Origin of the sequence: Streptomyces sp. NPDC047017, from assembly GCF_040644175.1 — a bacterium.
In the GTDB taxonomy this organism is placed as follows: domain Bacteria; phylum Actinomycetota; class Actinomycetes; order Streptomycetales; family Streptomycetaceae; genus Streptomyces.
The window spans coordinates 1-22,505 of sequence record NZ_JBEYVW010000036.1; the positions used below are offsets into that span (position 1 = coordinate 1).

General features: G+C 69.8%; 22 protein-coding genes and 3 pseudogenes. 14 read left to right on the forward strand and 11 right to left on the reverse strand.

The annotated features are described in order from the left end of the window. Both ABZ858_RS36245 and ABZ858_RS36250 read right to left on the reverse strand, forming a co-directional pair. Window positions 1-142: hypothetical protein (locus ABZ858_RS36245; protein WP_361389035.1), on the reverse strand; the 142-nt coding region annotated here is incomplete at its 3' end. Window positions 143-186: 44 nt separating this feature from the next. Further along, entirely contained in the window at window positions 187-1,158 is a 972-nt protein-coding gene (locus ABZ858_RS36250; RefSeq protein WP_361388958.1) for an Lrp/AsnC family transcriptional regulator, read from the reverse strand. A gap of 230 nt (window positions 1,159-1,388) precedes the next feature. On the opposite strand from ABZ858_RS36250, the gene ABZ858_RS36255 reads away from it, so the two are divergent. The 6 genes from ABZ858_RS36255 to ABZ858_RS36280 all read left to right on the forward strand — a co-directional run bounded on the left by ABZ858_RS36255 (window position 1,389) and on the right by ABZ858_RS36280 (window position 6,367). Then, window positions 1,389-1,841: a flavin reductase family protein gene (locus ABZ858_RS36255; RefSeq protein WP_361388961.1), complete on the forward strand. Its 453-nt coding sequence runs from the start codon at window positions 1,389-1,391 to the stop codon at window positions 1,839-1,841. A gap of 259 nt (window positions 1,842-2,100) precedes the next feature. Then, window positions 2,101-2,664, forward strand: coding sequence for a hypothetical protein (locus ABZ858_RS36260; protein ID WP_361388964.1), 564 nt, complete (start codon window positions 2,101-2,103; stop codon window positions 2,662-2,664). Window positions 2,665-2,707: 43 nt separating this feature from the next. Beyond that, a complete protein-coding gene (locus ABZ858_RS36265; RefSeq protein ID WP_361388967.1) occupies window positions 2,708-3,604 on the forward strand; it encodes a dihydroorotate dehydrogenase in 897 nt (298 codons plus the stop codon). Next, window positions 3,601-4,434, forward strand: coding sequence for a creatininase family protein (locus ABZ858_RS36270; RefSeq protein WP_361388970.1), 834 nt, complete (start codon window positions 3,601-3,603; stop codon window positions 4,432-4,434). Before ABZ858_RS36265 ends, ABZ858_RS36270 begins: the two co-directional genes overlap by 4 nt. Further along, window positions 4,431-5,744 carry an NtaA/DmoA family FMN-dependent monooxygenase gene (locus tag ABZ858_RS36275; RefSeq protein ID WP_361388973.1) on the forward strand — a complete coding sequence of 438 codons (1,314 nt, stop codon included), beginning with the start codon at window positions 4,431-4,433 and terminating at the stop codon, window positions 5,742-5,744. The genes ABZ858_RS36270 and ABZ858_RS36275 overlap by 4 nt, the downstream gene beginning before the upstream one ends. A gap of 11 nt (window positions 5,745-5,755) precedes the next feature. Continuing rightward, the gene (locus ABZ858_RS36280; RefSeq protein WP_361388976.1) at window positions 5,756-6,367 is read left to right on the forward strand and encodes a malonic semialdehyde reductase; all 612 of its coding nucleotides are present in this window, start codon (window positions 5,756-5,758) and stop codon (window positions 6,365-6,367) included. Window positions 6,368-6,397: 30 nt separating this feature from the next. Here the strand turns inward: ABZ858_RS36280 and ABZ858_RS36285 are convergent, their stop codons facing one another. Next, window positions 6,398-6,763 carry a helix-turn-helix domain-containing protein gene (locus ABZ858_RS36285; protein ID WP_361388979.1) on the reverse strand — a complete coding sequence of 122 codons (366 nt, stop codon included), beginning with the start codon at window positions 6,761-6,763 and terminating at the stop codon, window positions 6,398-6,400. Between the two features lie 161 nt (window positions 6,764-6,924). On the opposite strand from ABZ858_RS36285, the gene ABZ858_RS36290 reads away from it, so the two are divergent. Beyond that, window positions 6,925-8,427: an MFS transporter gene (locus ABZ858_RS36290; protein ID WP_361388981.1), complete on the forward strand. Its 1,503-nt coding sequence runs from the start codon at window positions 6,925-6,927 to the stop codon at window positions 8,425-8,427. A gap of 54 nt (window positions 8,428-8,481) precedes the next feature. Here the strand turns inward: ABZ858_RS36290 and ABZ858_RS36295 are convergent. Beyond that, window positions 8,482-8,686 (reverse strand): annotated as a pseudogene (locus tag ABZ858_RS36295) (IS5/IS1182 family transposase); the annotation flags it as partial. A gap of 10 nt (window positions 8,687-8,696) precedes the next feature. Between ABZ858_RS36295 and ABZ858_RS36300 the strand changes: the two are divergent. Together ABZ858_RS36300 and ABZ858_RS36305 are read left to right on the forward strand one after the other, a co-directional pair. Then, entirely contained in the window at window positions 8,697-8,963 is a 267-nt protein-coding gene (locus ABZ858_RS36300) for a DUF4157 domain-containing protein (RefSeq protein WP_361389038.1), read from the forward strand. A 53-nt stretch (window positions 8,964-9,016) separates the two neighbouring features. After that, window positions 9,017-9,553 (forward strand): hypothetical protein, encoded by a 537-nt coding sequence (locus ABZ858_RS36305; protein ID WP_361388984.1) that lies wholly within the window; start codon window positions 9,017-9,019, stop codon window positions 9,551-9,553. Window positions 9,554-9,589: 36 nt separating this feature from the next. On the opposite strand, the gene ABZ858_RS36310 is transcribed toward ABZ858_RS36305, so the two are convergent. The 3 genes and pseudogenes from ABZ858_RS36310 to ABZ858_RS36320 all read right to left on the reverse strand — a co-directional run bounded on the left by ABZ858_RS36310 (window position 9,590) and on the right by ABZ858_RS36320 (window position 10,525). Then, window positions 9,590-9,829, reverse strand: coding sequence for a hypothetical protein (locus ABZ858_RS36310; RefSeq protein WP_361389041.1), 240 nt, complete (start codon window positions 9,827-9,829; stop codon window positions 9,590-9,592). A 1-nt stretch (window position 9,830) separates the two neighbouring features. Then, window positions 9,831-10,020, reverse strand: a pseudogene (locus ABZ858_RS36315) (undecaprenyl-diphosphate phosphatase); the annotation flags it as partial. 34 nt (window positions 10,021-10,054) lie between these two features. After that, a complete protein-coding gene (locus ABZ858_RS36320) occupies window positions 10,055-10,525 on the reverse strand; it encodes a helix-turn-helix domain-containing protein (protein ID WP_361388987.1) in 471 nt (156 codons plus the stop codon). 169 nt (window positions 10,526-10,694) lie between these two features. Between ABZ858_RS36320 and ABZ858_RS36325 the strand changes: the two genes are divergently transcribed. Further along, window positions 10,695-11,864: a thiolase family protein gene (locus ABZ858_RS36325; protein ID WP_361388990.1), complete on the forward strand. Its 1,170-nt coding sequence runs from the start codon at window positions 10,695-10,697 to the stop codon at window positions 11,862-11,864. Between the two features lie 12 nt (window positions 11,865-11,876). Then, complete coding sequence (locus ABZ858_RS36330) at window positions 11,877-12,446, forward strand: Tn3 family transposase (RefSeq protein ID WP_361388993.1); 570 nt, start codon at window positions 11,877-11,879, stop codon at window positions 12,444-12,446. A gap of 240 nt (window positions 12,447-12,686) precedes the next feature. Here ABZ858_RS36330 and ABZ858_RS36335 read toward each other — a convergent pair whose 3' ends face one another. Together ABZ858_RS36335 and ABZ858_RS36340 are read right to left on the reverse strand one after the other, a co-directional pair. Continuing rightward, entirely contained in the window at window positions 12,687-13,808 is a 1,122-nt protein-coding gene (locus ABZ858_RS36335; RefSeq protein WP_361388996.1) for an epoxide hydrolase family protein, read from the reverse strand. Between the two features lie 52 nt (window positions 13,809-13,860). Next, on the reverse strand, window positions 13,861-15,312 hold the full coding sequence (locus ABZ858_RS36340; protein WP_361388999.1) for an MFS transporter: 1,452 nt from the start codon (window positions 15,310-15,312) through the stop codon (window positions 13,861-13,863). Window positions 15,313-15,363: 51 nt separating this feature from the next. Between ABZ858_RS36340 and ABZ858_RS36345 the strand changes: the two genes are divergently transcribed. Continuing rightward, window positions 15,364-15,948, forward strand: a complete 585-nt coding sequence (locus tag ABZ858_RS36345; RefSeq protein WP_361389002.1) for a CGNR zinc finger domain-containing protein — start codon at window positions 15,364-15,366, stop codon at window positions 15,946-15,948. Window positions 15,949-16,212: 264 nt separating this feature from the next. Here ABZ858_RS36345 and ABZ858_RS36350 read toward each other — a convergent pair. Beyond that, a pseudogene (locus ABZ858_RS36350) lies at window positions 16,213-16,976 on the reverse strand (transposase family protein). Window positions 16,977-17,279: 303 nt separating this feature from the next. After that, window positions 17,280-17,615 (reverse strand): ArsR family transcriptional regulator, encoded by a 336-nt coding sequence (locus tag ABZ858_RS36355; RefSeq protein WP_361389005.1) that lies wholly within the window; start codon window positions 17,613-17,615, stop codon window positions 17,280-17,282. 173 nt (window positions 17,616-17,788) lie between these two features. Here ABZ858_RS36355 and ABZ858_RS36360 point away from each other — a divergent pair, with 173 nt between their 5' ends. Together ABZ858_RS36360 and cas3 are read left to right on the forward strand one after the other, a co-directional pair. Then, a complete protein-coding gene (locus ABZ858_RS36360; RefSeq protein ID WP_361389008.1) occupies window positions 17,789-18,931 on the forward strand; it encodes an FAD-dependent monooxygenase in 1,143 nt (380 codons plus the stop codon). 520 nt (window positions 18,932-19,451) lie between these two features. Beyond that, on the forward strand, window positions 19,452-22,394 hold the full coding sequence (cas3, locus tag ABZ858_RS36365; protein ID WP_361389011.1) for a CRISPR-associated helicase Cas3': 2,943 nt from the start codon (window positions 19,452-19,454) through the stop codon (window positions 22,392-22,394). The last annotated feature ends 111 nt before the right edge of the window (window positions 22,395-22,505 follow it).

Genomic DNA, 22,505 nt, shown 5'->3' on the forward strand with positions numbered 1-22,505 from the left:
CGACGCGCAGGCCGCGGGCCTTGAGCAGCATGCCCAGGCTGGAGGCGGTGAGGCCCTTGCCGAGCGAGGAGGCGACACCCCCGGTGACGAAGATGCGCTTGGTCGTCGTGGGTATGCCGGGGCGGAAGTCGGCAGTCGGCATGGCCAAGAGGAGCTCCCGTGGTCGGACGGATCGGGACGGGGACCTTAAGTGCACGGAGTATTGGGGCCGGGGCCGAATCTGTAGGTGCGGGTGACGACCGCGGTGTCGAGATCGAGGATGTCCTCAGCCGGCCCGAGGAGTTCGGCGAGGAAACCGTGCAGGTCTGTCTCGTGCGGGAGACACACTTCGGCCAGCAGGTTGTGCGCTCCCGTCACAGCCGTGCAGGAGTACACCTCCCGGTGTCCGATCAGGGCTGCGCTCACCTTCTCCACGCCTCCCGGGCGGACCTTCAGCCGGAGCAACGCCCGCGCCGGGCGGCCCAGTCGGGCCGGGTCCACGACAGTGCGCAGCCCCAGTGCCCGGCGCTCCAGCAGCGACGCGACCCGCCGGCCGGCTGTCGCCGTGGAGAAATCCAGTTCCCTGGCCAGGTCGGTCAGCGAGATCCGGGCGTTGTCCCGCAGCAGCGCGGCGACCCGCTGGTCGGTGGGTGTGGGGTCGTAGCGGTCTGCGAGCACGGGCAGGGGCCGGACCAGGCTGGCCCGCAGGAGCTTCTCCTCCTTGTCCGTGAGTATCGGGGCGTACCACTCGGCACCCGTCCTGAACGACCGCAGCGTGACACACACATCGAGGACCTCCGCGTCGGGGAGGCCTGGCACCCCCTCCGCCAGGGCGTGCAGGAGCGGCCGGGTCGGTACCGCGAGTTCGCACCAGAGCAAGCCTGTACCACCGCTCACGGCGGCGACGTTGAGTACTTCCACGCGCCGGGCCAACGCGTCACCGACGGCTTCGAGACAACCGGGACGGGCCTTCAGGCGCAGCCAGGCCGTGTGCCCCAGCCTGCAACGCGTCCGGTCGTATTCCGCTGTGAAGTGGACGACTCCCAGGGCCGTCAGGCGCTGGAGTCTGCGGGCGACCGAGCGTTCGTGCTCACCGAGGATGCGCCCGACCTCAGCCACACCGGCCCGGGGATTGATCTGGAAAGCAGCGATGATCCGCTGGTCCATCGCATCAAGCATGTCGGAATCATTCATCAGGACCCCATGATGGCAGGATCTTTATCACGTTAGGAAGGGGTGTTGTCGCAAGCAATCACATGAGACAGACTATTCCGTTGTCACCACCCGTGACGCGCAGTAGGCTGCTTGTACCGCACAGGCCGAACAGGCCGAGAGGACAGCGTGTGTTAGGCGAGAGCACTTCCGCACCAGCAGGCAATCCGGTTTCCTCCCTTCAGTTCCGTACCGTGATGGGTCACTTCTGTACCGGCGTCACGGTGGTCACGGGCATGGGGGCCAAGATGCCGACGGGATTCACCTGTCAGGCCTTCTCCTCCCTCTCCCTCGACCCGCCACGCGTCGTCCTGTGCGTCAGCCGCACCTCGGCCAGTTGGCCCTCCATCAGCGCCGGCGCGTTCTTCTGCGTCAACGTCCTGGCGCAGCGACAGCGGGCGATCAGCGACCGGTTCGCACGGTCCGGCGGCGACAAGTTCCGCGGTGTCGACTGGGATCTGTCCCCCGACGGCGCGCCTCGGCTCGTCGGCGCGTCCGCATGGATCGACTGCCTGGTGCACGCCGAACACGACGGCGGAGACCACGTACTGGTCGTCGGGGAGGTGCGCCGCCTGGTCGCACCGGCCGAGGACCGCCCGCCCCTGCTGTACCACCGCGGCCGCTACGCGTGGCTCCACGACATACCCTGAGCCCGACTTCCCATGGACACGACGGGCTTTGACGTGACTTACCGCTTCGGTGTGTCACACCCTGACGGGCCATGAGCGGCGGCGGGCCCACCGCCCGCCCTTCCTGTCCGTCCTCCGGTGCCGCGGGACCCCCTGGTCCCGCGCGCCCCTCCCGCACCGCCTCGATCACCCTCACCCCATGCCGGGCCCCTCGCACGCGGTCCGGGCATTCCGCAGTCCTGGCCGCAGGACTGTCCCACCCCCCAGAGGAGCACCCAGAATGGCGGAGAACATCGTTGTCGACGTGCCTGCACCGACCGGCGGCGCCCTGACCGGACTCGACGTCTTCGTCGGCGGCCCGATCCAGCATGCCATCCTGAACACCGGGTTCGTCGGAGGCCTGCAGGACGCCATCACCACGGCGATCAACACGGTGAGCGAGCAAGGCGCCACCGTGTTCTCGGCGCATACCGTGGAGAAGTTCGGCGAGCAGACCGCGGCCTTCACTCCTGAGCAGGTCTCGGTACGCGACTTCCGCTGGATGAAGAAGTGCGACGTCTTCGTTCCGATCCTGCCGCTGCTGGACGACGGCACGTTGCGCCGCACCGACGGCACCCACATCGAACTGGGCTGGGCCACCGCGCTCGGACGCCCCATCGTGGTGATCACCAAGCAGCCGTTCGCCGAATCCGCCAGTCACCTGCTCAAGGGGCTCCACCGGGTGGGCGACGTCCAGGTCATCGACTTCGACGACTTCGCACAGAAGCCCTCCCTGCTGATCGACGCCGTCCTCACGGCCACCGAACAACAGCGCGAGGCCATCGTCGCCAGTCTTGTGGCCTGATCCGCCCCCGCGCCCCGCCACCATCCGCCGGACGGAGTGAGAAGTGCGCGACTTGGCCGTACTGGGCCTGCCGATCGCCGACCCCCTCATCGTGGGATCCGGGTTGCTGACGGATCAGGAACGCAACATCCGCCGCCTGCTCGAAAAAGGAGCCGGGGCCGTGGTCACCAAGACCATCCACCCCAGCCCGCCGACCGGCCTGGACGAACGCATCCTGCGCCTGCCCGTCGGCATGCTCAACAGCACCACCTACTCCAAACGCCCCGTCGGCCACTGGCTGGGCGTGCTTCGATCGTTCGCTGAGGACGGTCTGCCCGTCATCGCCTCCGTGCACGCCGACACTCCTGCCGAACTCGCCGACCTTGCCGAGGACGTCGAAGCCACCGGATGCCGGGCGCTGGAGCTGGGCATCTCCTGCCTCAACGAGGAGGACGGCCTGGGCGACGACAACCCCGACCGGGTGTACGACTACACCGCCGAGACCCGGAGCCGCACCCGCGTCCCGCTCGCCGTGAAGCTGGCCATCGGCGAGGGACTGCACGACCGGGTACGCGCGGCCATCGCCGGCGGAGCGGACGCCATCACCGTCAGCGACACCATCGCCGGAGCCGCCGTGGCACCGGGCACCGGCGACCTCGAACTGGGCGGCGTCTACGGCTACTCCGGCCCCGGCATCAAACCACTGGTGCTCGCCGCCATCTGGCAACTACGCCGACGCGGCTTCGACCTGCCGATTCTGGCCAGCGGCGGCGTCACCGGCGGCCGGGACGTGGCCGACTACCTCGCTGTCGGAGCGAACGCGGTCCAGGTCTATACGGCCCTGCACACCGACATGTACGACACCCTCCAGCGCATCCTCGCCGAGTCCCGGGACATCCTGGGTGCCGCCGACCGGCCCCCGTCGCCCGCCGACCACTCACAGGAAGGGGCGCCGGCATGACGACCGACGGCCGCACCGCGCCGCTGCGCCTGACAGACCTGACGAGCACTCAGGTCACCGATGTCGTACGGGGCAGGACGGTGGTGTGGCCCATAGGCGCCGTCGAACAACACGGGCCGCACCTGCCGCTCTCCGTCGACCTGCTCCTCGCCGAGGCGTTCGCCGACGGGATCGCCCGGGAACTGGACGCCTTCACCCTGCCGACGCAGGCCATCGGCGCCCGCTCGTTGCCGCAGAGCGGCGGCGGCCTGTACTTCCCCGGCACCGTGCACGTCACCGGCGGCACACTGATCGCCTTCCTGCGCGAGATACTCACCTCCCTGGTCCAGTTGCCCATGGCCCGCCTGATCGTGGTCAACGGCCACTACGAGAACGAGCCGTTCCTCTTCGAAGCGCTGGACCAAGTACGCCAGCAGGGCCAACTGGACAACACCGAGGTGTTCGCCTTCAGCTGGTGGAGCCTGGTCCGCGACACCTGGACCGATTCCGAGATCACCGAGTTCCCGGGCTGGCACGCCGAGCACGCGGGCCTGACCGAGACCAGCCTGATGATGCACCTGCATCCCGGCCTGGTCACCGACGAACGCCCGGACCACGACCGGCCGCCCCGGGCCGGCGTGTATCTGCATCCCGTCGACGTCGAGCAGATCAGCAACCGCGGCATCCTCTCGTCCACCTCGGGTTCCAGCGCCGCTCTGGGCGAGAAGCTGCTGCGTCATGTCCTCGACGAGGCGGTCGCACTGGTTCGCGAGGGCGAGGGGCTGCTCTTCGCCCAGACCCGCCCCGACCGCCGTACCCGCACCACCCAGCCCGGAGGGAAGCGCCCGTGACCCGGAAGTTCCACCTCGCCTTCATCTTCAACTTCACCCCCGACGACTGGCAGGGCCCCTTCGGTACCGGAGGCTCGCCGTGGGACGGCCGGTTCCATACCGAGGTCGCCCAGGCCCTGGAGCGCGCCTGCTTCGACTATGTGATCGTCGAGGACAAGCTGATGGTCCCGGAGAGCTACGGCGGCACCTCCGAGGCAGCCCTCAAGCAGGCCATGGTGGTCCCCAAGCACGACCCGGTGCCGCTCGCCGTCGCGATGGGCCTGGCCACCACCCGCCTCGGCATCGTGGCCACGCTGTCCACCCTGGCCTACCCGCCGTTCATGACCGCCCGCCTCTCCTCCACCATGGACAGCATGCTCGGCGGACGCTTCGGCTGGAACATCGTCACCAGCGCCGAGGACCTGGCCGCCCAGAACTTCGGTATGGACAAGCTGCCGCCGCGAGATGTCCGGTACACGATGGCCGACGAGTACGTCGAAGTCGTCAAGCAGCTGTTCGCCTCCTGGGACCCGGACGCGGTCGTCCTGGACCGGGAGAACGGCGTCTACGCCGACCACACCAAGGTCCGGCCGATTCACTTCCAGGGCGAGCACTTCAGCGTGCGCGGCCCCCTCAACACGGTTCCCTCCCCCCAGCACCGGCCGGCCTTCGTGCAGGCCGGTGCCTCACCGCGGGGCCGGGCGTTCGCGGCGCGCAACGCCGACTCGGTCATCGCCATCGCCAGCGGCCCCGAAAGCATGCGCGAGTTCCGCGAGGACGTACGGCGCCGCGCGGAGGAGTACGGCCGCGACCCCGACTCGATCAAGGTGCTGTTCTGCGTCACGCCGATGCTCGGCGAGACCGAACAGGACGCCCGCGACAAGCAGGCCCGCATGGTCTCCTCACCACAGTTCATCCAGGACATCCTGGCCCAGGTGTCGGCACTCACCGAGATCGACTTCGCCCAGTTCGACCTGGACAAGCCACTGCCGTGCCAACTGACCACCAACGGTGAACAGGGCACCCTCGACAAATTCCAGCAGTGGGGGAGCGGCAAGACCCTGCGGGAACTCGTCATCGACGGCGCCGGCGGACTCGTCTCCTCCGTCGATCTGGTCGGCACCCCGGACCGGGTCGCCGAGCGGATGGGCGAGGTGATGGAGGAGGTCGGCGGCGACGGCTTCATGCTCACCACCCCGCTGCTCCGGCTCAACCGGCGCTACATCGCCGAGATCGCCGACGGCCTGGCCCCGGCGCTCCGGCAGCGAGGGCTGACCCGCAGCGCCTACACGCCGGGCAACACTTTGCGACAGAACCTCGCGGAATTCTGACCGGCCCCGCCATGCCGACGCCCACCACCCGCCCGCTGACACTCGACCCGGCGGCCCAGGACCTGCTCTTCCGGCGGGCCCGCACGGTCGACCGGTTCACCGACGAGCCGGTCACCGAAGAGGCGATCCGAGCCGTGCACGAGCTGGTGCGCGACGGACCGACCGCGTTCAACCAGCAGCCGTTGCGCATGCTCCTGCTGCGCTCGGCCGAGAGCCGGAGCAGACTCGCGCCTCATCTCTCCCGGGGCAACAGGGAGAAGACCCTGCGAGCGCCACTCACCGCACTGCTCGCGGTGGACATCCGGTTCCACCACAGGCTGCCGCAGCTTTTCCCGGCATATCCCGGAGCAGCGGACCTGTACGCCAAGAATCCCGCACTGCGAGAACGGTCCGCGCTGCTCAACGGCGGTCTCCAGGCGGCGTATTTCCTCATCGGGGTACGCGCGGCCGGGCTGGCGGCCGGACCGATGAGCGGATTCGACGACGAGGGCGTCGACCGGGAATTCTTCCCGGACGGCGACCTCCGCTCACTCCTCGTCGTGAACATCGGCAGACCAGCCGGCCCCCCGCCCCGGCCGCGCGGCCCCCGGCTGTCCTACGACGAGGTCTGTACGACGCTATGACCGCCATGGAACCGTCAGGCTCCCGCCGTATCAGGTCCGCGGCCGGGAGCCGGCCGGAGTCGCGCCGCCCAGCTGCTCGCGGTACCAGTGCCCCCATTTGTCGAGGTCAGCGGTGATGGCGTCCAGGCTGTGCCCGACCTGGGTGAGCGCGTAGTCGACCCGAGGCGGCACCTCACGGTGCACCGTCCGCGACACCAACCCGTCCTCCTCCAGCTCACGCAGCTGGCGTGTCAGCATCCGCTGGGTGACTCCGGGCAGTGCCCGCCGCAATTCACCGAACCGATGTGTACCGGACACCAGCTGCTTCAGAATGGCCAATTTCCAGCGGCCTCCCAAAATCTCCATCGCGAACTCGACAGCACACTGATCGGGTGAATCTTCGACCTTGGAACGCACCGCTGACCTCCATCGGTATACCGAGTGACCCTAGGCCACAGAAAAGACCGTACTTGCGGCCCGGGCCGGTACCTCCAGAAACTGAGAATATGTCACACAAGGAAACGTCGGCAGCGCCGCGCACCCTCGGCGAAACGGCGCGGTCGGCAGAGGTGGAAGAAGTGCCCCCCGCCCACCCGAGGCGCTGGCTGGTGCTCGCCGTGGTCTCCGGCAGCCTGCTGCTGTGTGGCACCGACCTCACGGTGCTGCATGTCGCCGTCCCCCGGATGAGCGAGGAGTTGCAGCCGTCGCCCGCCGAGTTGCTGTGGATCGTCGACGTCTACTCCCTCACGCTCGCCGCCCTGCTGGTCACCTGCGGCACACTCGGCGACCGGATCGGACGGCGCCGCATGGTGCTCAGCGGCTTCTTCACCTTCGGGCTCGCCTCCACGGCCTGCGCCTTCGCCGCGACCACCGGACAGCTGATCGCGGCACGGGCCGCGCTCGGCGTCGGCGCGGCCATGATCATGGCGTCCACGGTGGCGATCATCCGGGTCGTCTTCAGCGACGACCGGGAGCGGGCCGTCGCCATCGGCATCTGGACCGCGGCGCACAGCGTCGGCGCGACCATCGGCCCGCTCGTCGGCGGGCTCGTCACCGAGAAGTGGGGCTGGGGCGCGGTCTTCCTGATCAACGTGCCGGTCATCGTCGTCATCCTGGCGGTCGGCGCCCGGGTCATCCCCGAGTCCCGCAACCCGCTCCCGCGCCGCTGGGACATGGCGAGCGTGGTGCTGTCCGTCCTCGGCCTGGTCGGCGTGGTCTACGCCCTCAAGCAGGCCGGCGAACACGCGGGCGTCAACGCCCCCATCGTCGTCTGCACGGTCGTCGGCGCCGTCTTGCTGTACGTGTTCGTCCGCCGCCAGCGACGCATCCCCGAACCCCTGCTGGACTTCTCCCTGTTCGGCGAACGCCGGTTCACCACCGCCACCCTGTGCGTGATCGGCTGCTTCGGCAGCTACGTCGCCTTGCTGTTCTTCCTCACCCAGTGGCTCCAGCAGGTCGGCGAGTACTCCCCGCTGCGCGCCGGACTCGCGCTCATGCCGCTGGCCGGCGCCAACGCGGTCGGCGCGGTGACAGCGCCGTGGGCCGCCAACCGCTGGGGCAACCGCTGGTCGCTCACCGCCGCCCTCGCGTTGTTCGCCGTCGCCATGGCCACCATCGCCGCCACCGGAGACACCGGCCACTACGCAGTACTGCTCGCCCCGCTGATCTGCGCGGGCTACGGCGCCGGCATTGTCATGACCCTCGGCGCCGACTCCATCATGAGCGCGGCCCAGCCCGAGCGGTCCGGCGAGGCCGCCGCCATTCAGGAGACCTCCTTCGAACTCGGCGCGGGGCTCGGCGTAGCCGTCCTCGGCACCGTCCTGACCGCTGCCTACCGAGCGAGCCTGCCCACGGTCCCTGGCCTCGGCGGCAGCGACCGAGCCACGGCCGAGGAGTCCTTCTCGGCGATGGAGGGACTGATCCCACACCTTCCGGGCCGCACCGCCGGAGCCCTGTTGCATGCCGGACAGCACGCCTACGACCGAGGCTTCACCGCCGTCACCGCCATCGCCGCGATCGGCCTCGCCGGCACCGCCACGCTGGCAGCCCTCCTACTGCGCCCGCGCTCTGCGGAGAAATGACCCGCCAGGCGGCGGGGTACACCCACGGGTCGACACCGGGTTCTGTCTCCGTTGTCAGCGCCGCGGCCAGATGAGGACGGCGGCGAGATGGAGTGCCGCCTGGTAAGCGATCGCGAGTTCGCCGGGCCGTACGGCCGCGCCATTCCTTGAGGCGGTTGATGCACCGTTAGACGTTGTCGCACTGCTTGAAGGCATCCGCCGTGAAGCCGGACGGGTGGCCGCCTTGACGGCCCCGGCGCAGACGGGGGCCGAGCTGGTCCGCCGCCCGCCTGGAGGGAGCCAGACTCAAGAAGGCCGAAGCAGTGTTCAAGGAGGACTTCTCCGACGTCCGTGTCCACACGGACATGGTGGCTCAGCGGACGGCGGAGAACCTTCTCGGCCGGGGGTGTCTCAAGATCTACGGACCGGGAGAAGACCACGCACTGGTCCGAGGAGAACACCTAGCCGTCGGCGTCGGCGTCGGCGTCGGCGAAGGCCAGACCCACATGGCGGCCGGGGCCGCAGCCGTTCTGTCTGGCGGTCCCGGCGACGACTAGGAGGCCGGGGCGCGTGACGGCGAGCACCCTCGGCCTCGACGTACCGTTCGCCCATGAACGAGAACTGGTTCGAGGTGGACGAGGGCGAGTTGAGCCCCACACACACTACCCTGGTGAGTATCGTCCGCGAGTCCGCACGAGGGTGGCCCGAATGCCCGCCCCACGCGACTGCTGTGCTCGTCTTTCCCGCCGACGAGGAAGGGGAAGAGGAAGCGCGCACGCCTCGCGACGCCTACGGCGCCGCGTGGGACGAGGTGTTCGCCGCCGGGCAGGCGGTTCTCACGCTGATCGCGGAGCTCAGGCACCGGGACCAGAAGCTGGTCGTCATGACGCTGGGTGCGACCGTGGCCGGCGACCGCCTCTTCTGCAGCGAGCGGAACAGCAGCACATGCCACCCCGAGCCGAGCACGGACATCGAGCCGCTGGAGGCGACCGGGTCGCCCGAGGAGCTGGGCAGGATCGCCGCCGACTGGTTCGAGGAGATCGTCAGCCGTTCCATGATCGAGCTGGGCCGTAAGCCCTGGCCGCGCTCCTTCGTTCCGAAAGGTACCCTCCTTCCCTCTGGTCACCGCTGGGTGCGGAACCCGTGACGCGCTACGGAGATGGGCGGCCGGCCGTCCGCACGGTCACTCTTCCTCCAAACCCCTCTCGAAGCCCTCGAACAGAGCCTCCGATTCAGCCATGGACTCAGCTTGCGCCTCGGCCTCAGCCTCGGCCTGCGCTTCCGCCTCGGCATCGCCGCCGACGTCCGCACCGCTCTCGGCCGTCTGCCGGAGCCAGAGCCGACCGCCCTCACGCATCTTCGCGCCCGACGCCTCGAACTGCTCCAGCTCGCGACCCTCCTGGCACGGGGTGCACACGCTCACTTCCGCTGTCCTTGCGGAAGTAGCTTAGGATCGCCGTCTCCGTGCCGGTCTGAATGATCGCCGTGAAGGCCGTGCCGGGGCCCTTCCAGCCCGAGAACGCCGAGACCAGCCGCAGGTGCGCTGGAGGAGACTGGCAAGAACTCGGTCAGCCCCTGGACGAGTCCGAGGACGAGGGACTCAAACCAAGACATGGAGGTGAGCCGTACGTCCGGCGCGGGCGCGAGTTCAGGCTGCCGTCGGTCCCGAGACGTTCCATCCCGGGGCCTGGGCATGGGCCTTCAGGTCTTCGTGGCGCACCGGGTCGCCGCAGGTGCGGCAGGTGACCTGCGGCACCAGTTCGCTGCCGCAGGAGTGCTCCACCATCATCGGCAGGTCGATGCCCCCGCGCACATGCCGGTCGCCCCAGTCCTTGAGGGCCATCAGGACCGGCTCCAGTTCGAGGCCCGCCTCGGTCGGCCGGTACTCGAAGCGCTGCGGGCGCTCGCTGTAGGCGTGCTTCGTGAGGACCCCGGCGTCCATGAGCCGGCGCAGCCGGGTGGCCAGGACGTCACGGGGGGCGCCGATGTTGCGTACGAGCTGGTCGAAGCGGCCGTTGCCCAGGCACGCCTCGCGCAGGACCAGCAGGGAGTACTTCTCGCCGACCACCGCGAGGGCGTCGGCGATGGAGCAGGGGCGCGGTTCTTTGCGGACGGCCATGCGGGCCAGTCTAGGGCTCCCGGGCGGGCGTGCACCCCAGCGGGTTTGTTTTTCCAACCGAGAAGGCTATGGTGGGTCCAGATTTCCTACTCACCGGTAATCGCCCGTGGACCTGGGCGACCGGTCGACGCGCGCCGGTCCCCGGCCGGCGGTCAAGGAGGCCCGCACCATGCGAGACGCAGTCATCGTCGAAGCAGTACGCACCCCCATCGGCAAGGGCAAGCCGAACGGCGCCCTCGCCCACGTCCACCCCGTGCAGCTCCTCGCCCACACCCTGCGCACCCTGGTCGAGCGGTCCGGTGTCGACCCGGCGCTGATCGACGACGTCATCGGCGGCGCCGTCGACCAGGTCGGCGAGCAGGCCATGAACACCACCCGGTACGCGGCCCTCGCCGCCGGACTGCCCGAGACGGTCCCCGCGACCACCGTGGACCGCCAGTGCGGCTCCTCCCAGCAGGCCGTGCACTTCGCCGCGCAGGGAGTCATCGCCGGCGCCTACGACCTGGTCGTGGCCTGCGGGGTGGAATCCATGAGCCGGGTACCGATGTGGTCCAACGTGCCCGCCGGCACCGACCCGTTCGGACCCGGAATCGCCGAACGCTACCCGGAGGGGCTGGTCCCGCAGGGCGTCAGCGCCGAACTGATCGCCGCCAAGTGGTCGCTGTCCCGGGCGCGGATGGACGAGTTCGCCGTCTCCTCCCACCGCAAGGCCGCCGCCGCGTGGGAGGCCGGCCTGTTCGACGCCGAGGTCGCGCCGCTGGACGGCGTCGCCCGCGACGAGTGCGTACGGCCCGGCAGCACCCCGGAGATCCTCGCCGGACTCAAGCCCGCCTATTACGACGCCGCCTTCGCCGAGCGCTTCCCCCAGATCGAGTGGAACGTCACCGCCGGCAACACCAGCCCCGTCAACGATGGCGCTTCCGCCGTACTGATCACCTCAGGCGACACCGCGGCCCGCCTCGGCCTGCGCCCGCTGGCCCGGCTGCACAGCTTCGCCGTCACCGGCTCCGACCCGCTGCTGATGCTCACCGGCGTCGTCCCGGCCACCGAGAAGGTGCTGCACCGGGCCGGGCTGCGGCTCTCGGACATCGATCTGTTCGAGGTGAACGAGGCGTTCGCCAGCGTGGTCCTGGCCTGGCAGCAGGAGACCGGCGCCGACCTCGCCCGGGTCAACGTGCGCGGCGGCGCCCTCGCCCTCGGCCACCCGCTCGGCGCCAGCGGCACCCGCCTGACCACCACCCTGGTCCACGCGATGCGCGAACGCGGTGCCCGCTACGGCCTTCAGACCATGTGCGAGGCGGGCGGCCTGGCCAACGCGATGATCCTGGAAGGCGTCTGACGGGAGGCGGGCGTGCAGGTGGTGACGCTTGCGCCAGGCCACCAGCGTGCCCGCCCGCCAGTGCCGGTACGGCGGCGCCTGCGGGCCGGGTCACGCAAGAACGCGACCGACACCGCCTTCCGCGAGGCTGGCCGCGTCATCCGCACCGTCCAACTGCTGCGCTACCTCTCGGACGCCCCGCCGCGCCGGCGGGTGACCGCCGCGACGGACAAGATCGAGGCATTCAACGGCCTCTCCCATTGGATCGGCTTCGGCAACGGCGGCGTCATCACCGACAACGACCCCGTCGAGCAGGAGAAGACCACGAAATTCAACGCGTTGCTCACCAATGCAGTGATCTTCCACAACGCCTTGGACATCGCCGAGATCGTGCGCCAGCTCCAAGAGGAGGGCTGGGAGATCGACCCCGAGGACCTGGCCCACATCTCGCTGTACCTGTCCGAGCACATTGGCCGCTTCGGCGAATACTCCACCCACGAACTCGGCATTCAGCTCGCGGCGTACGACCCGCACCTGGACGTCGACTTCAGCCCGCTGCGCGGCGACGACCCCGGCACGGACGGATACGGCCAAGCGGCCTGACTCCGCCCCTACCGGGGGCCCACAGCCCGCCCCTAAAACGTAGGACAGCTTCTCAACTGTCCTTTGACCTCCGTAAGCGTCGGCCTTGGTGTTATTCGGCCGTGCGAATGCCGATTCCTCGTTCGAGGGCGCTGATCGCCAGCGTCCGTTCACCGAGGGCTGCTGTCGTTTTGCCGATAACCCGGGGGGCGGACAGGACCATCCCCTGGGCGGGGGCTTCCCCGGGGATGGCACGGGCAGTCAGCGGAACAGGCGGAAGAACCCGCGCACCTGCTTGACCAGCGACTCCGGCTGCTCCAGCGCGGCGAAGTGGCCACCGTGCGGCAGCTCCTCGAACCAGCGCAGGTCGGTGAACCGCAGCTCGGCCTCCCGCCTCGACGGGCGGGTTATGTCGCGTGGGTAGACCGACAGCCCGGATGGCGCGGTCACCTTGTCCCGGAAGTTGGCGAAGCTCTCCCAGTACAGGCGCGCCGACGACGTGGCCGACGCGGTGAACCAATAGACCGAGATCTCGTCGAGGATCGTCTGCCGCGACAACGCGTCCTCGGGATGGCCGTCGTTGTCCGTCCACGCCCAGAACTTCTCGGCGATCCAGGCGGCCTGCCCCGCCGGGGAGTCGGTGAGGCCGTAGCCGAGCGTCTGCGGTCGGGTCGCCTGGATCGCCGAGTACCCACGGCCGGTGCGCTGCATCTCCTTCTCGGCCTCGAGATTCGCCAGCTCCGCGGGCGTCGGGTCGTCGAACGTGCCCGCCGCCACGGATCCCAGGTTCAGGTGCACGCCGGCGACCCGCTCGGGCGCCACCTCGCCCAGCGCCGCGGACACCGCCGAACCCCAGTCACCGCCCTGCGCGCCGTACCGTTCGTAACCCAGCGAGACCATCAACATGTCCCAGGCGCGCGCGGTGCGAGTGATGCCCCACCCGGTCGTCGACGGCTTGTCACTCCAGCCGTACCCGGGCAACGACGGCGCGACCACGTGGAACGCGTCCGCCGGGTCACCGCCGTGCGCGCGCGGGTCGGTCAGCGGGCCGAGAACCTCCAGGAACTCGAGCACCGAACCCGGCCACCCATGCGTGAGCACGAGCGGGAACGCGTCCGGCTCCGGCGAGCGGACGTGCAGGAAGTGGATGCCCAGCCCGTCGATCGTGTCACGGTACTGCGGGAACACGTTCAGCCGCTCGGCGAACCCGAAGTCGTAGTCCTCGGCCCAGCTGCGACACAGCTCCTGCGCATACGCCAGCGGCAGACCCTGTGACCAGTCGTCCACCGGCTCGGGCTCGGGCCACCGTGTCCGTCGCAATCGTTCACGCAGGTCCCCGATCTCGGCTTCGGTGAGGCTGACCTCGAATGGCTCGGCGGACATGGCAAGGCTCCTTACTGGTCGAGGCGTTATCGGATCAGATGCAGGTGGACCGTCATCGCGGGCTCCCACGCGTGGCATCGGGTTCGGGGCGGCGATCGGCGGTAGGGCGCCGGGTCAGGCTGAGGACGAGTCCGGCCAGGGGGAGTGCCGCGAGCACAGCGAGGGCCACCGGCACCGGCACGATGCCGGACAGACCCGCGACAGCGGCCGGACCGATCCCGCCACCCAGGGCGTTCATGAAGTTGAACAGGCCCTGTGCGGTGTCGCGGTCGTCCGCGGCGACCAGGTCCGGCGCGAGGCTCACCAGTACGGCTTGGGCGCCGGCGAACCCGCACACGGTCAATGCCGTGCCGGCGACGATCGGGATCGGCCCGGTAAAGAACGCGACCACGAGCACGCCGACGACGGTGAGTGCGGCAAGCCCGGCCGACACCTGCCAGCCGGTGAACCGGTCGGTCAAGGTGCCGACCAGCCGCCCGGCCAGGATCGAGCAGGCGGCGGCCGGGACCAAGAGCACACCGGCTTCCAGGGGGCCACCGCCCGTGGCCTGCTCGATCAGGGACGGGGCGCGGAACAGCACCCCGTAGTAGCCGGCGAAGACGGTCCCGCCGATGAGCCCGGCCGCCAGGAAGCCGCGGGACGCGATCACCCGCCGAGGCACGAACCCGTCGGGCGTGCTTCGCACGCGCCACCACAGTCCCACGGCGGCGAGCGCCCCGGCGGCAGCCACGACGAGCGTGACCGGAGCGGGCAGGCCGACCGAGTGTGCCTGCAGCAACGTGATCAAGGAGCCGGCGAGTACCGACAGCACGGCCGCGCCGACGATATCGAGTCGCCCGGTCGAGCCGTCTCGCTCGCCGCTGCCGCTGCCGCTCCGCGTCAGCGCGCGCCTACTCGGCAATGCGGCCAGCAGGAGAGGCAGCGCGAGGACCGGGATCGCGAGTACGGCACGCCACCCGAGCCATGCGGTCACCGCCCCGCCCAACAGCGTCCCGCACCCCGACGCCGTCGCACTGGCGGCCGCGATGATTCCCAGGGCGCGGATCCGTTGCCGCCTGGGAAGGGCGGTGGCCGCGGCAAAGACGGCGATCACGGTCGCGCCCGCCCCGGCGCCGCCGATCAGTCGGCCGACGATCACGACGGACAGTGTCGGCCCGGCTCCGGCGAGCGCGGAGCCCGCGGTGAGCGCCACGACCCCGGCGACGAGGACCTGGAAGGGGCTCCAGCGGACCAGCAGCCGACCCGCGACTGGCATCGCGAGCGCGGAGGTCAGCGACCATGCGGCGAGAATCCATGCGGTGGCCCCGAACGGCACCGCGAGTGCGCGGCCGACGGCTGGCAGGGCCACCGACGGCGCTCCCAGTGCCACGTACATCGGCAGCACCAGCATCCCCAAGGTCAGCCCCAGCCGACGCCCGTCCGGGGCGTCGGTTCGCTCCGGTGCTGTGGCCTCTCCAGATGGCATCGCCTGCGGCATCGTCCCCTGCCGAGTATGGTGTGACATGCTAGACCTCCTTTACGTGTAACATTACGGGGCAGTGAGGAGACACGTCAAATGCAGGATGCGTATTACAACCCATTGGTGGTTCAGACGGCCGTCGACCTGGCCAACACCTTGAGACCGATCAAGGGAGAGGACGCACTCGAGACCGTGGAGCAGCTCCGGGACTTCCTTGACGGCCATCCCGCGGCTGTGCCTCCGAGTTCGGCCGCGAACCAAGGGACCGGTCCGCGGTATCTCACCCGAGCCGACCTGGCGGAAGTCCGCGCGTTGCGCGAGATGGTGCGTGAGGTGCTCGAACGAGCGAACGCGGACGCGGTTGAAGCTGCGGCTCTGATCAACGACGGTCTGCGTCGCAGCCGCGCCACCCCGGTACTGCGCCACGAGGACGACCGCTGGTGGACCGAGGTGACCTCCGACACCGACCGCTGCGCGGCGCACCTTGCCGCGACTATGCTCAGCGCACTGGCCTCCGTGATCGCCACGCTCGGTCCCGCCCGTCTCGGCGTATGTGCCGGGCCGACCTGCCGGGCCACTTTCGTGGACCTCTCACGCAACGGCTCGAAGCAGTACTGCACCCGAACCTGCGCACACCGGGCCAGCGTCGCGGCCTACCGGAGCCGGCGCAGCCCGCGTTGAGCGCCGGCACCTGCCCCTGCCAGACCGGCTGCGGAGTTTCGTCCGAGCCCGCCCTCGACGAACTCGTCCGGACATCCGAGGACGTTCCTCACGATGTGCCGCCGAGGCCAAGGGCAGCAAGGGCGGGCGCCGCCCCGAGGTCCCGGCCGACAGACGTCGAAGACATACGCGCCGCGTACCTGGGCGGCTCGATCGCAGCCCTCGCCCGTGCCCACGGCGTCAGCCGTGGCGCGATCCGCGTCGGTCAATGAGCCTTTTCCAACCTCAGTTTGAGCATGTCAGGTGCAGCGTGAGGACGGCCTGGACGAGGCTGGTGATACGGCTGGTAGAGCATCGCAGTTTGCGCATGAGCCGCCAGGTTTTGAGGGTGGCTATGGCCTGTTCGACGAGTGCACGGATCTTCGCGTGTGAGCAGTTGACGGCCGCTGACCAGGGGAGAGAGTCTCCCAGCGCCCCCAGTAGGGAACTCGCACAGTGCCGTCGGCACCCCGGTAGCCCTTGTCGGCCCAGCATTCCACTCCGGCCCCCGCCAGGGCGCCGATGATGCCGTGAGTTCGCGCGGCCTTGATGTCGTGGACAGATCCGGGCAGCGCGGGCGAGGCCCACAGCAACCGTCCCGCCGGGTCGGCGATCACCTGCACGTTCATGCCGTGCTTCTTGTGTTTCCCGGAGTAGAAGGGTCGGTCGCCGGCGATCCGGTCGATCGGCAGCAACGTACCGTCCAGGATCACGAACGCCTTGCCGGAGGCTGCCCTCACCGCCTCGGCGAGGGTTGGAGCCAGAGCGGCCAGGATGTCGACGGCCTCGGCGATGTATCGGTAGGCGGTGGTGGTGCCCACGCCGAATCCGGCGGCGAGCCGGGCGTAGGTATGGCCGCATCGTAGATGAGCCAGCACGAGCAGCGCCTGCCGTCCGGCGGCCGGCCGGCGCCATCGTGTCCCTTGCGCAAGACGACGTGCGGTCAGCTCACGGGCGAGGAAGCGCAGAGCGGAGGTGGACAGATCGACCCCGGCTGGGTAGACGAGCATGCGGAAGCTCCTGGCAGGATGGCTTGGACTCGACACGCACCCGTCTACCAGGAGCTCCTCTACGCCCGGACCCCGCCCTCACCCCAGTGGCCCGCTCCGCACGCAGGTTGAGGAAACCTCAGTGGGTGGTGGCGTGAGGGAGCGCGCGGAAGTGCTCGGCGCCGATCACGAGCGCGGGACGGTGGTCGAAGCGACACCGATCCCCTTCGTGCCCGGCTACCTGCGAGCCGGGCACGAGCTGGATTCGGTCGAACTCGCGGCTCAGGGCCGGATCGGACGCCCCTCCGGTGTGCTCAGCTGTGCTCAGCGAGGAGCGGTATCGGCCGGGGGCCCTGCTCCCAGGAGCGCGAGGAGCCCGGGGAATCTCTTCTCGATGTCCGCGCGTCGTAGTCGGACGCCCTTGCGGTTGCCGTAGTCGATCTCGTCAATGAGACCTGCCTCGCGCAAGACCCGGAAGTGGTGGGTCTGGGTCTGCTTCGAGATCGGAAGGTCGAACGAGTTGCAGCCCCGCTCGCTGTCGCTGCGGTCGGTGGCCAACTCCGTCATCACCGAACGACGGTGCTCGTCGGCGAGGGCACGAAACACCGCACCCAGATCGAGCGCATCGGCCTCCGGGCCGTCCAGGTTCCTCCCGGCCACGCGGCACCTCCTTCAGGTACGACTTGCATCGTACCTGAAGGGCGTGCTTCCCTGATGAGGTACGAAAATGATCGTACCTTGGTCCGGTTGCACCCTCCCGTGCCGCCGCTCCCTCAGAACCGGCCCGGCACTCGCCGGGGACCTGGTCATCGACACTCCGAGAGGTCATCGTCATGAAGAAGCCCGAGGTGCTGATAGTCGGTGCCGGAATCGCAGGGCCCGCACTCGCGTACTGGCTCTCCGGGAATGACTACCGGCCGACGGTCGTCGAACACGCCCGGCAGCTGCGCTCCGGTGGTAGCGCGATCGTCGTGAAGGGGCCCGCGATCCCGGTCGCCGAGCGCATGGGCATCCTCCCGCAACTCCGCGGGCTCGCCACCCGCAATCGGTCGCTGACCCTGCTCGACCCCGGCGGCAGGCGAATCCTGCAACTCCCGCTCACCTCGGACAAGGCGCCGACGGTCGAGGTGACCCGAGCCGACCTGTCCGAGGTGCTCCACCGGTCGGCACAGACCGAGGCCGAGTTCTTGTTCGACGACACGGTCACCGCTCTCGACCAGGATGAAGGCGGGGTGGACGTCACCTTCCGGCGGTCCGCGCCACGCCGCTTCGACTTGGTCGTCGGTGCCGACGGGATGCACTCCACCGTACGGCGCCTGGTATTCGGCCCCGAGCGGCAGTTCGCGAGCGACCTGGGCCTGTACGGTGCGACCGTCCCGCTGGAACCCGACGCCGTCGAGGACCCGACCGAGATGACGATGCTGACCGTGCCGAACCGGATGCTGGCCCTCCATCCCTCGCGGACCACCCCGCTCGCGATCTTCACCTTCCGGGCCGCACGGCTGGCGCCTCACGACCGCAAGAACATCGCCCTTCACAAGCAGACCGTGGCCGACGCCTACGCCGACGTGCGGTGGCGGGCACCGGAACTCGTGGCAGCCTTCCTCGACCACCCCGCTCCGTTCTTCGACCCCCTGACCACCGTCAGGGTCCCCTCGTGGTCCCGCGGACGGGTCGTACTGCTCGGGGACGCGGCGGCGGCGACGGCCCTGCTGGGCGACGGGTCCAGCATGGCGATGGCGGGCGCGTACGCCCTCGGAGAAGAGCTCGCCGCCCAATCCGGTGACCACGCCCGCGCCTTCGCCGCCTACGAGTCGCGGCTCCGCCGTGAGGTAGGCCCGCGGCAGCGACGCGTCGGTCTGCTCTCCAGGCTCATGGTGCCCCGCACCCGGCCGGGCCTCGCGGTGCGCAACGCGGTGGGCCGCGCGGTCGGTCGCACGAACCGGATCGCCTCCCGCGAAGCCGCGAACCGGTAGACCGGGTCCGCACCGACCGGTCACCGGTCGGTGCCCAGCTCCGCGGTAGCTCTCAGCCAGGTCGGCGCCGCCATGTCCGACGAGCCCGGCTCGAGTGGCAGGTCATCGCCGATGCGGCAGGTCGACTGCTGTGGGCCTCGCCCACCGTTCCCGGCGCTCGCCACGACATGGGGACTGCCGGCGACCACGCCCCCGCGACGCGGAGGTGAAGTGCTGGACGGACAAGGCTTATCAAGGCGGCGACGGCATCATCCCGGGGGCCCTGCCGCAGCCTGCATCTCAAGCTGCGGCAACGTCGGTATAACAGCACCCACGCCAGGATCCTCTGCCTCGGCGAGCAAGCCATGGCCGCCCTGAAGGGCTGGTGCCTCCACCGGAAACTCCGCTGTAGCACCAACCGAGTCAGCGCCACCGTGAAGACCATCCCCGCCCTTCGTCACGCCTCAACCTGAGGTTGGAAAAAGCTCATTGTCAGTGGCAGGGCCTATGGTGCCGGGACATCGAATTTGGGGGCGGTTTCGTGGGCGACGAGGCTTCGGTCGTCGAGTTGATGCGGGCGATGGGGTTGTCGCCGGAAGTCGTCGAGCGGGTGTCGCGGCTGTGGGGAAAGTCGGCCGCGCGCAATGGTGGGCGGACACATCTCTTGCTGGGGCATCTGCTGGACACGGCTGCTGTGGCGGGGGTGATGTGGGACCGGTACGTGTCGGCAGCATTCCGGCGGCGGCTGGATGAGATCAGCGGTGGCCGGGGGCGGTTGTGGTTCATGTGGGTGTGCGGCATTCATGACTGCGGGAAGGCGTGCCCGGCGTTTCAGGCGATGGATGCGGCCGAGGCCGCGCCGGTGTTGGCAGCGGGGCTGTCTTGGGGGCGGCTGTCGGCGGCTCCGAACAAACGGTGGCGTCATGACATGGCTGGAGCTGTCATGTTGCGGCCCCGGCTGGTGATGGAGTGGGGTGAGGAGGAGGCTGCCAGTTGGGTGTGGCCGCTGGTCGCCGGACACCACGGCACGTTTCCGCCGGCCGGTGCCCTCGACCCGCCGCGCGGGGCTCAGGGCCGGGGCGCTGCCTGGGAGGAGGTGCAGCGGGCGGTCGTGGATGTCTTCACCCGTGCCGTCGGGTTCGAGGGCCTGTCGGATGCGCGGCCGGTGGGCGCCTTGCGGAAGGCCGAGCAGCTGGCGTTGTCGGGTCTGGTCGTCATGGCGGACTGGATCGCCAGCGACAGCAGCCAGTTCCTTGGTCTGGCGGATGCCGGTCTGATCTCTTTCGCTGAGTCGCGGCGCCGTGCGGAAGCGGCTTGGAGTCGGCTTCGTTTGCGCGGCGGTTGGCGGGATCTGCCGTTGCCGGAGGATCCGTTGGAGCCGCTGATCGACCGGCTGGGTGTCACGCCGCGGGCGTCGCAGCAGGAGTTGGTGGAGCGGGCATGGTCGGTGCCGGTGCCGGGGCTGTTGGTGGCGGAGGCTCCCATGGGGGAGGGGAAGACGAAGGCTGCTCTTGCGGCCGCCGAGGTCTTGGCGGCGCGGTTCGGCCTGGACGGGGTGTTCGTGGCGATGCCGACCCAGGCGACGAGCGATCCGATGTATGAGCAGGTGCTGCGGTGGGTGAGTACTTTCGATCCGGAGCTGGAGTCCCAGGTCGCTCTTCTGCACGGCCGCCGCCGGTTCAATGCGTGGTGGCGGGCCGTCTGGGACGGGAAGCCTCGCCCGGAGGGTGACGGCGAGGGTTGCGGATGTGAGAGCGGGGGCGGCCGCAGCGATGTGGAGTGGGCTGACGATGACTTCGGTGCGATCGGCGAGGACGCCGATTACGGCATGGCGCCCTCTCCGTCTCCGGCGGATCCGGTGGCCGACGACAGGGCGAACGGTCCGGCGTACTGGTTCCTGGGTGACAAGCGTGGCCTGCTCACCGCTTTCGCGGTGGGCACGGTCGACCATCTTCTGCACGCGGCGACCCGTACCCGGCATGTGATGCTCCGGTTCGCCGGGCTGGCCGGGAAGGTTGTCGTTGTGGACGAGGTGCATGCCGCGGACGTCTATATGCGGCAGTTCCTCGTCGAGGCGCTGCGCTGGCTGGGGCAGGCAGGGGTGCCCGTGGTGCTGTTGTCCGCGACGCTGCCGCCCGCTCAGCGGCAGCGGTTCGTCGACGCTTACCTGTCCGGCGCGCTCAGCACGGCAGATGTGCATCAGCCGGTGCCGGAGCCGGCCGGGTACCCGTGCGTGACGGTGGCCTATGGAGTCGATGGGCGGGCCGTTGCCGACACGTCCCGTCAGGTGGTGCGGTCCTGGCGGGAGTCGATGCCGGTGCGGGTGGCCTGGCTGCCGGATACGGACCTTGAAGGAGCGCGGGTCGCTGCGGCGGTACGCGAGGCCGTCGCCGGGGGAGGGGTTGCGCTGGTGGTGGTCAACCAGGTCGGCCGGGCTCAGGCGATCTACCGTGCTCTGCGGGAGGGAGGCTTCGACGGTGACCTGCACCTGTTGCATGCTCGGCTGTGTGCGGCGCACCGTGCGGAGCGGACAGCGCAGTGCTTGCGTGTGATGGGGCCGCGGGCCGGTGATGAACGGCCCGAGCGCATGGTCGTGGTCGCTACTCAGCTTGCCGAGCAGTCCTTCGACGTGGACGCCGATGTGCTGTTCACCGACTTGGCGCCCGTGGACCTGCTGTTGCAGCGCATCGGCCGACTGCACCGTCACAGCGGTACCCGTCGTCCGGCTGCGCACCGGGTGCCCCGTGTGGTGGTCACCGGTGTGGCGTCCGGACGGGTCGGGGTGCCGCGGTTTCTGCGTGCCTCGGAGCTGATCTACGGCCGGTGGTCGCTGCTGCGGGCGGCTGCTCTGATCGAGGACGCCGCGGGCGCTCTCGCGGCGTCGGGCGCGGGCGGGTGGGCGGGGCCGGGCTGGAGCATTCCGGCTGACGTACCGGGGCTGGTGGCACGGGCCTATGAGGAGGCCGAGGTCTGCCCGGGGGGCTGGGACGAGGCCGCCGCGTGGCAGGAGTGGCAGACGAAAGAGCGGAAGCGGGAGAAGAACGCCGAGGAGTATCTGCTGTGCCGTCGCCGGGAGTGGGCCTTCCCGACGTTGGAGGGGCTGCATTACGCCGGCAGCCGGGCGGCTTCCGAGGAACAGCTCGATGCTGTGGTGCGCGACGGCGACCCCTCCGTCGAAGTGGTGGTCGTCCGGCGGGCTTCGGGCGGGTACCGAGCCGTTGACGGGACCTGGCTGGGGGTGCACGGTGAGGTGGACGACGACGAGGTGACCGACCGGCTGATGGGCGGCACGCTGCGTCTGCCTCCGCGCCTCACGGCCGCTTCCTTGGCCGAGCTGGGCCCGCTACCCGGGTGGGCCGGCAGGCCCTGGCTCCGTTACCGTCTGGCGCTCGTGCTGGAGGAGGACGGCACAAGGCTGCTGGGTGCGGACCGGGTGTCGTATCACGATGTGTTGGGGCTCGTCATCGCGCGAGGGGCGGGGTGAGGCGGCTGTGGAGCCGCGCCGGTGCCGCGTCACCCCGCGCGTGCGGGGACAGATCCTCGCGCTGAGCGAAGTACCAAACGGGAACACCCCCGGGCCTCGGGGAGGGCTCCG

Bases quoted from the DNA above. Each gene is read 5' to 3' on its own strand.
- ABZ858_RS36335 (WP_361388996.1), bottom strand. From the start codon at position 13,808: ATGTCCGCCGAGCCATTCGAGGTCAGCCTCACCGAAGCCGAGATCGGG.
- ABZ858_RS36305 (WP_361388984.1), top strand. From the start codon at position 9,017: ATGAACGAGAACTGGTTCGAGGTGGACGAGGGCGAGTTGAGCCCCACA.
- ABZ858_RS36360 (WP_361389008.1), top strand. From the start codon at position 17,789: ATGAAGAAGCCCGAGGTGCTGATAGTCGGTGCCGGAATCGCAGGGCCC.
- ABZ858_RS36255 (WP_361388961.1), top strand. From the start codon at position 1,389: ATGGGTCACTTCTGTACCGGCGTCACGGTGGTCACGGGCATGGGGGCC.
- ABZ858_RS36320 (WP_361388987.1), bottom strand. From the start codon at position 10,525: ATGGCCGTCCGCAAAGAACCGCGCCCCTGCTCCATCGCCGACGCCCTC.
- ABZ858_RS36325 (WP_361388990.1), top strand. From the start codon at position 10,695: ATGCGAGACGCAGTCATCGTCGAAGCAGTACGCACCCCCATCGGCAAG.
- ABZ858_RS36345 (WP_361389002.1), top strand. From the start codon at position 15,364: ATGCAGGATGCGTATTACAACCCATTGGTGGTTCAGACGGCCGTCGAC.
- ABZ858_RS36260 (WP_361388964.1), top strand. From the start codon at position 2,101: ATGGCGGAGAACATCGTTGTCGACGTGCCTGCACCGACCGGCGGCGCC.
- ABZ858_RS36250 (WP_361388958.1), bottom strand. From the start codon at position 1,158: ATGCTTGATGCGATGGACCAGCGGATCATCGCTGCTTTCCAGATCAAT.
- ABZ858_RS36270 (WP_361388970.1), top strand. From the start codon at position 3,601: ATGACGACCGACGGCCGCACCGCGCCGCTGCGCCTGACAGACCTGACG.
- ABZ858_RS36340 (WP_361388999.1), bottom strand. From the start codon at position 15,312: ATGTCACACCATACTCGGCAGGGGACGATGCCGCAGGCGATGCCATCT.
- ABZ858_RS36280 (WP_361388976.1), top strand. From the start codon at position 5,756: ATGCCGACGCCCACCACCCGCCCGCTGACACTCGACCCGGCGGCCCAG.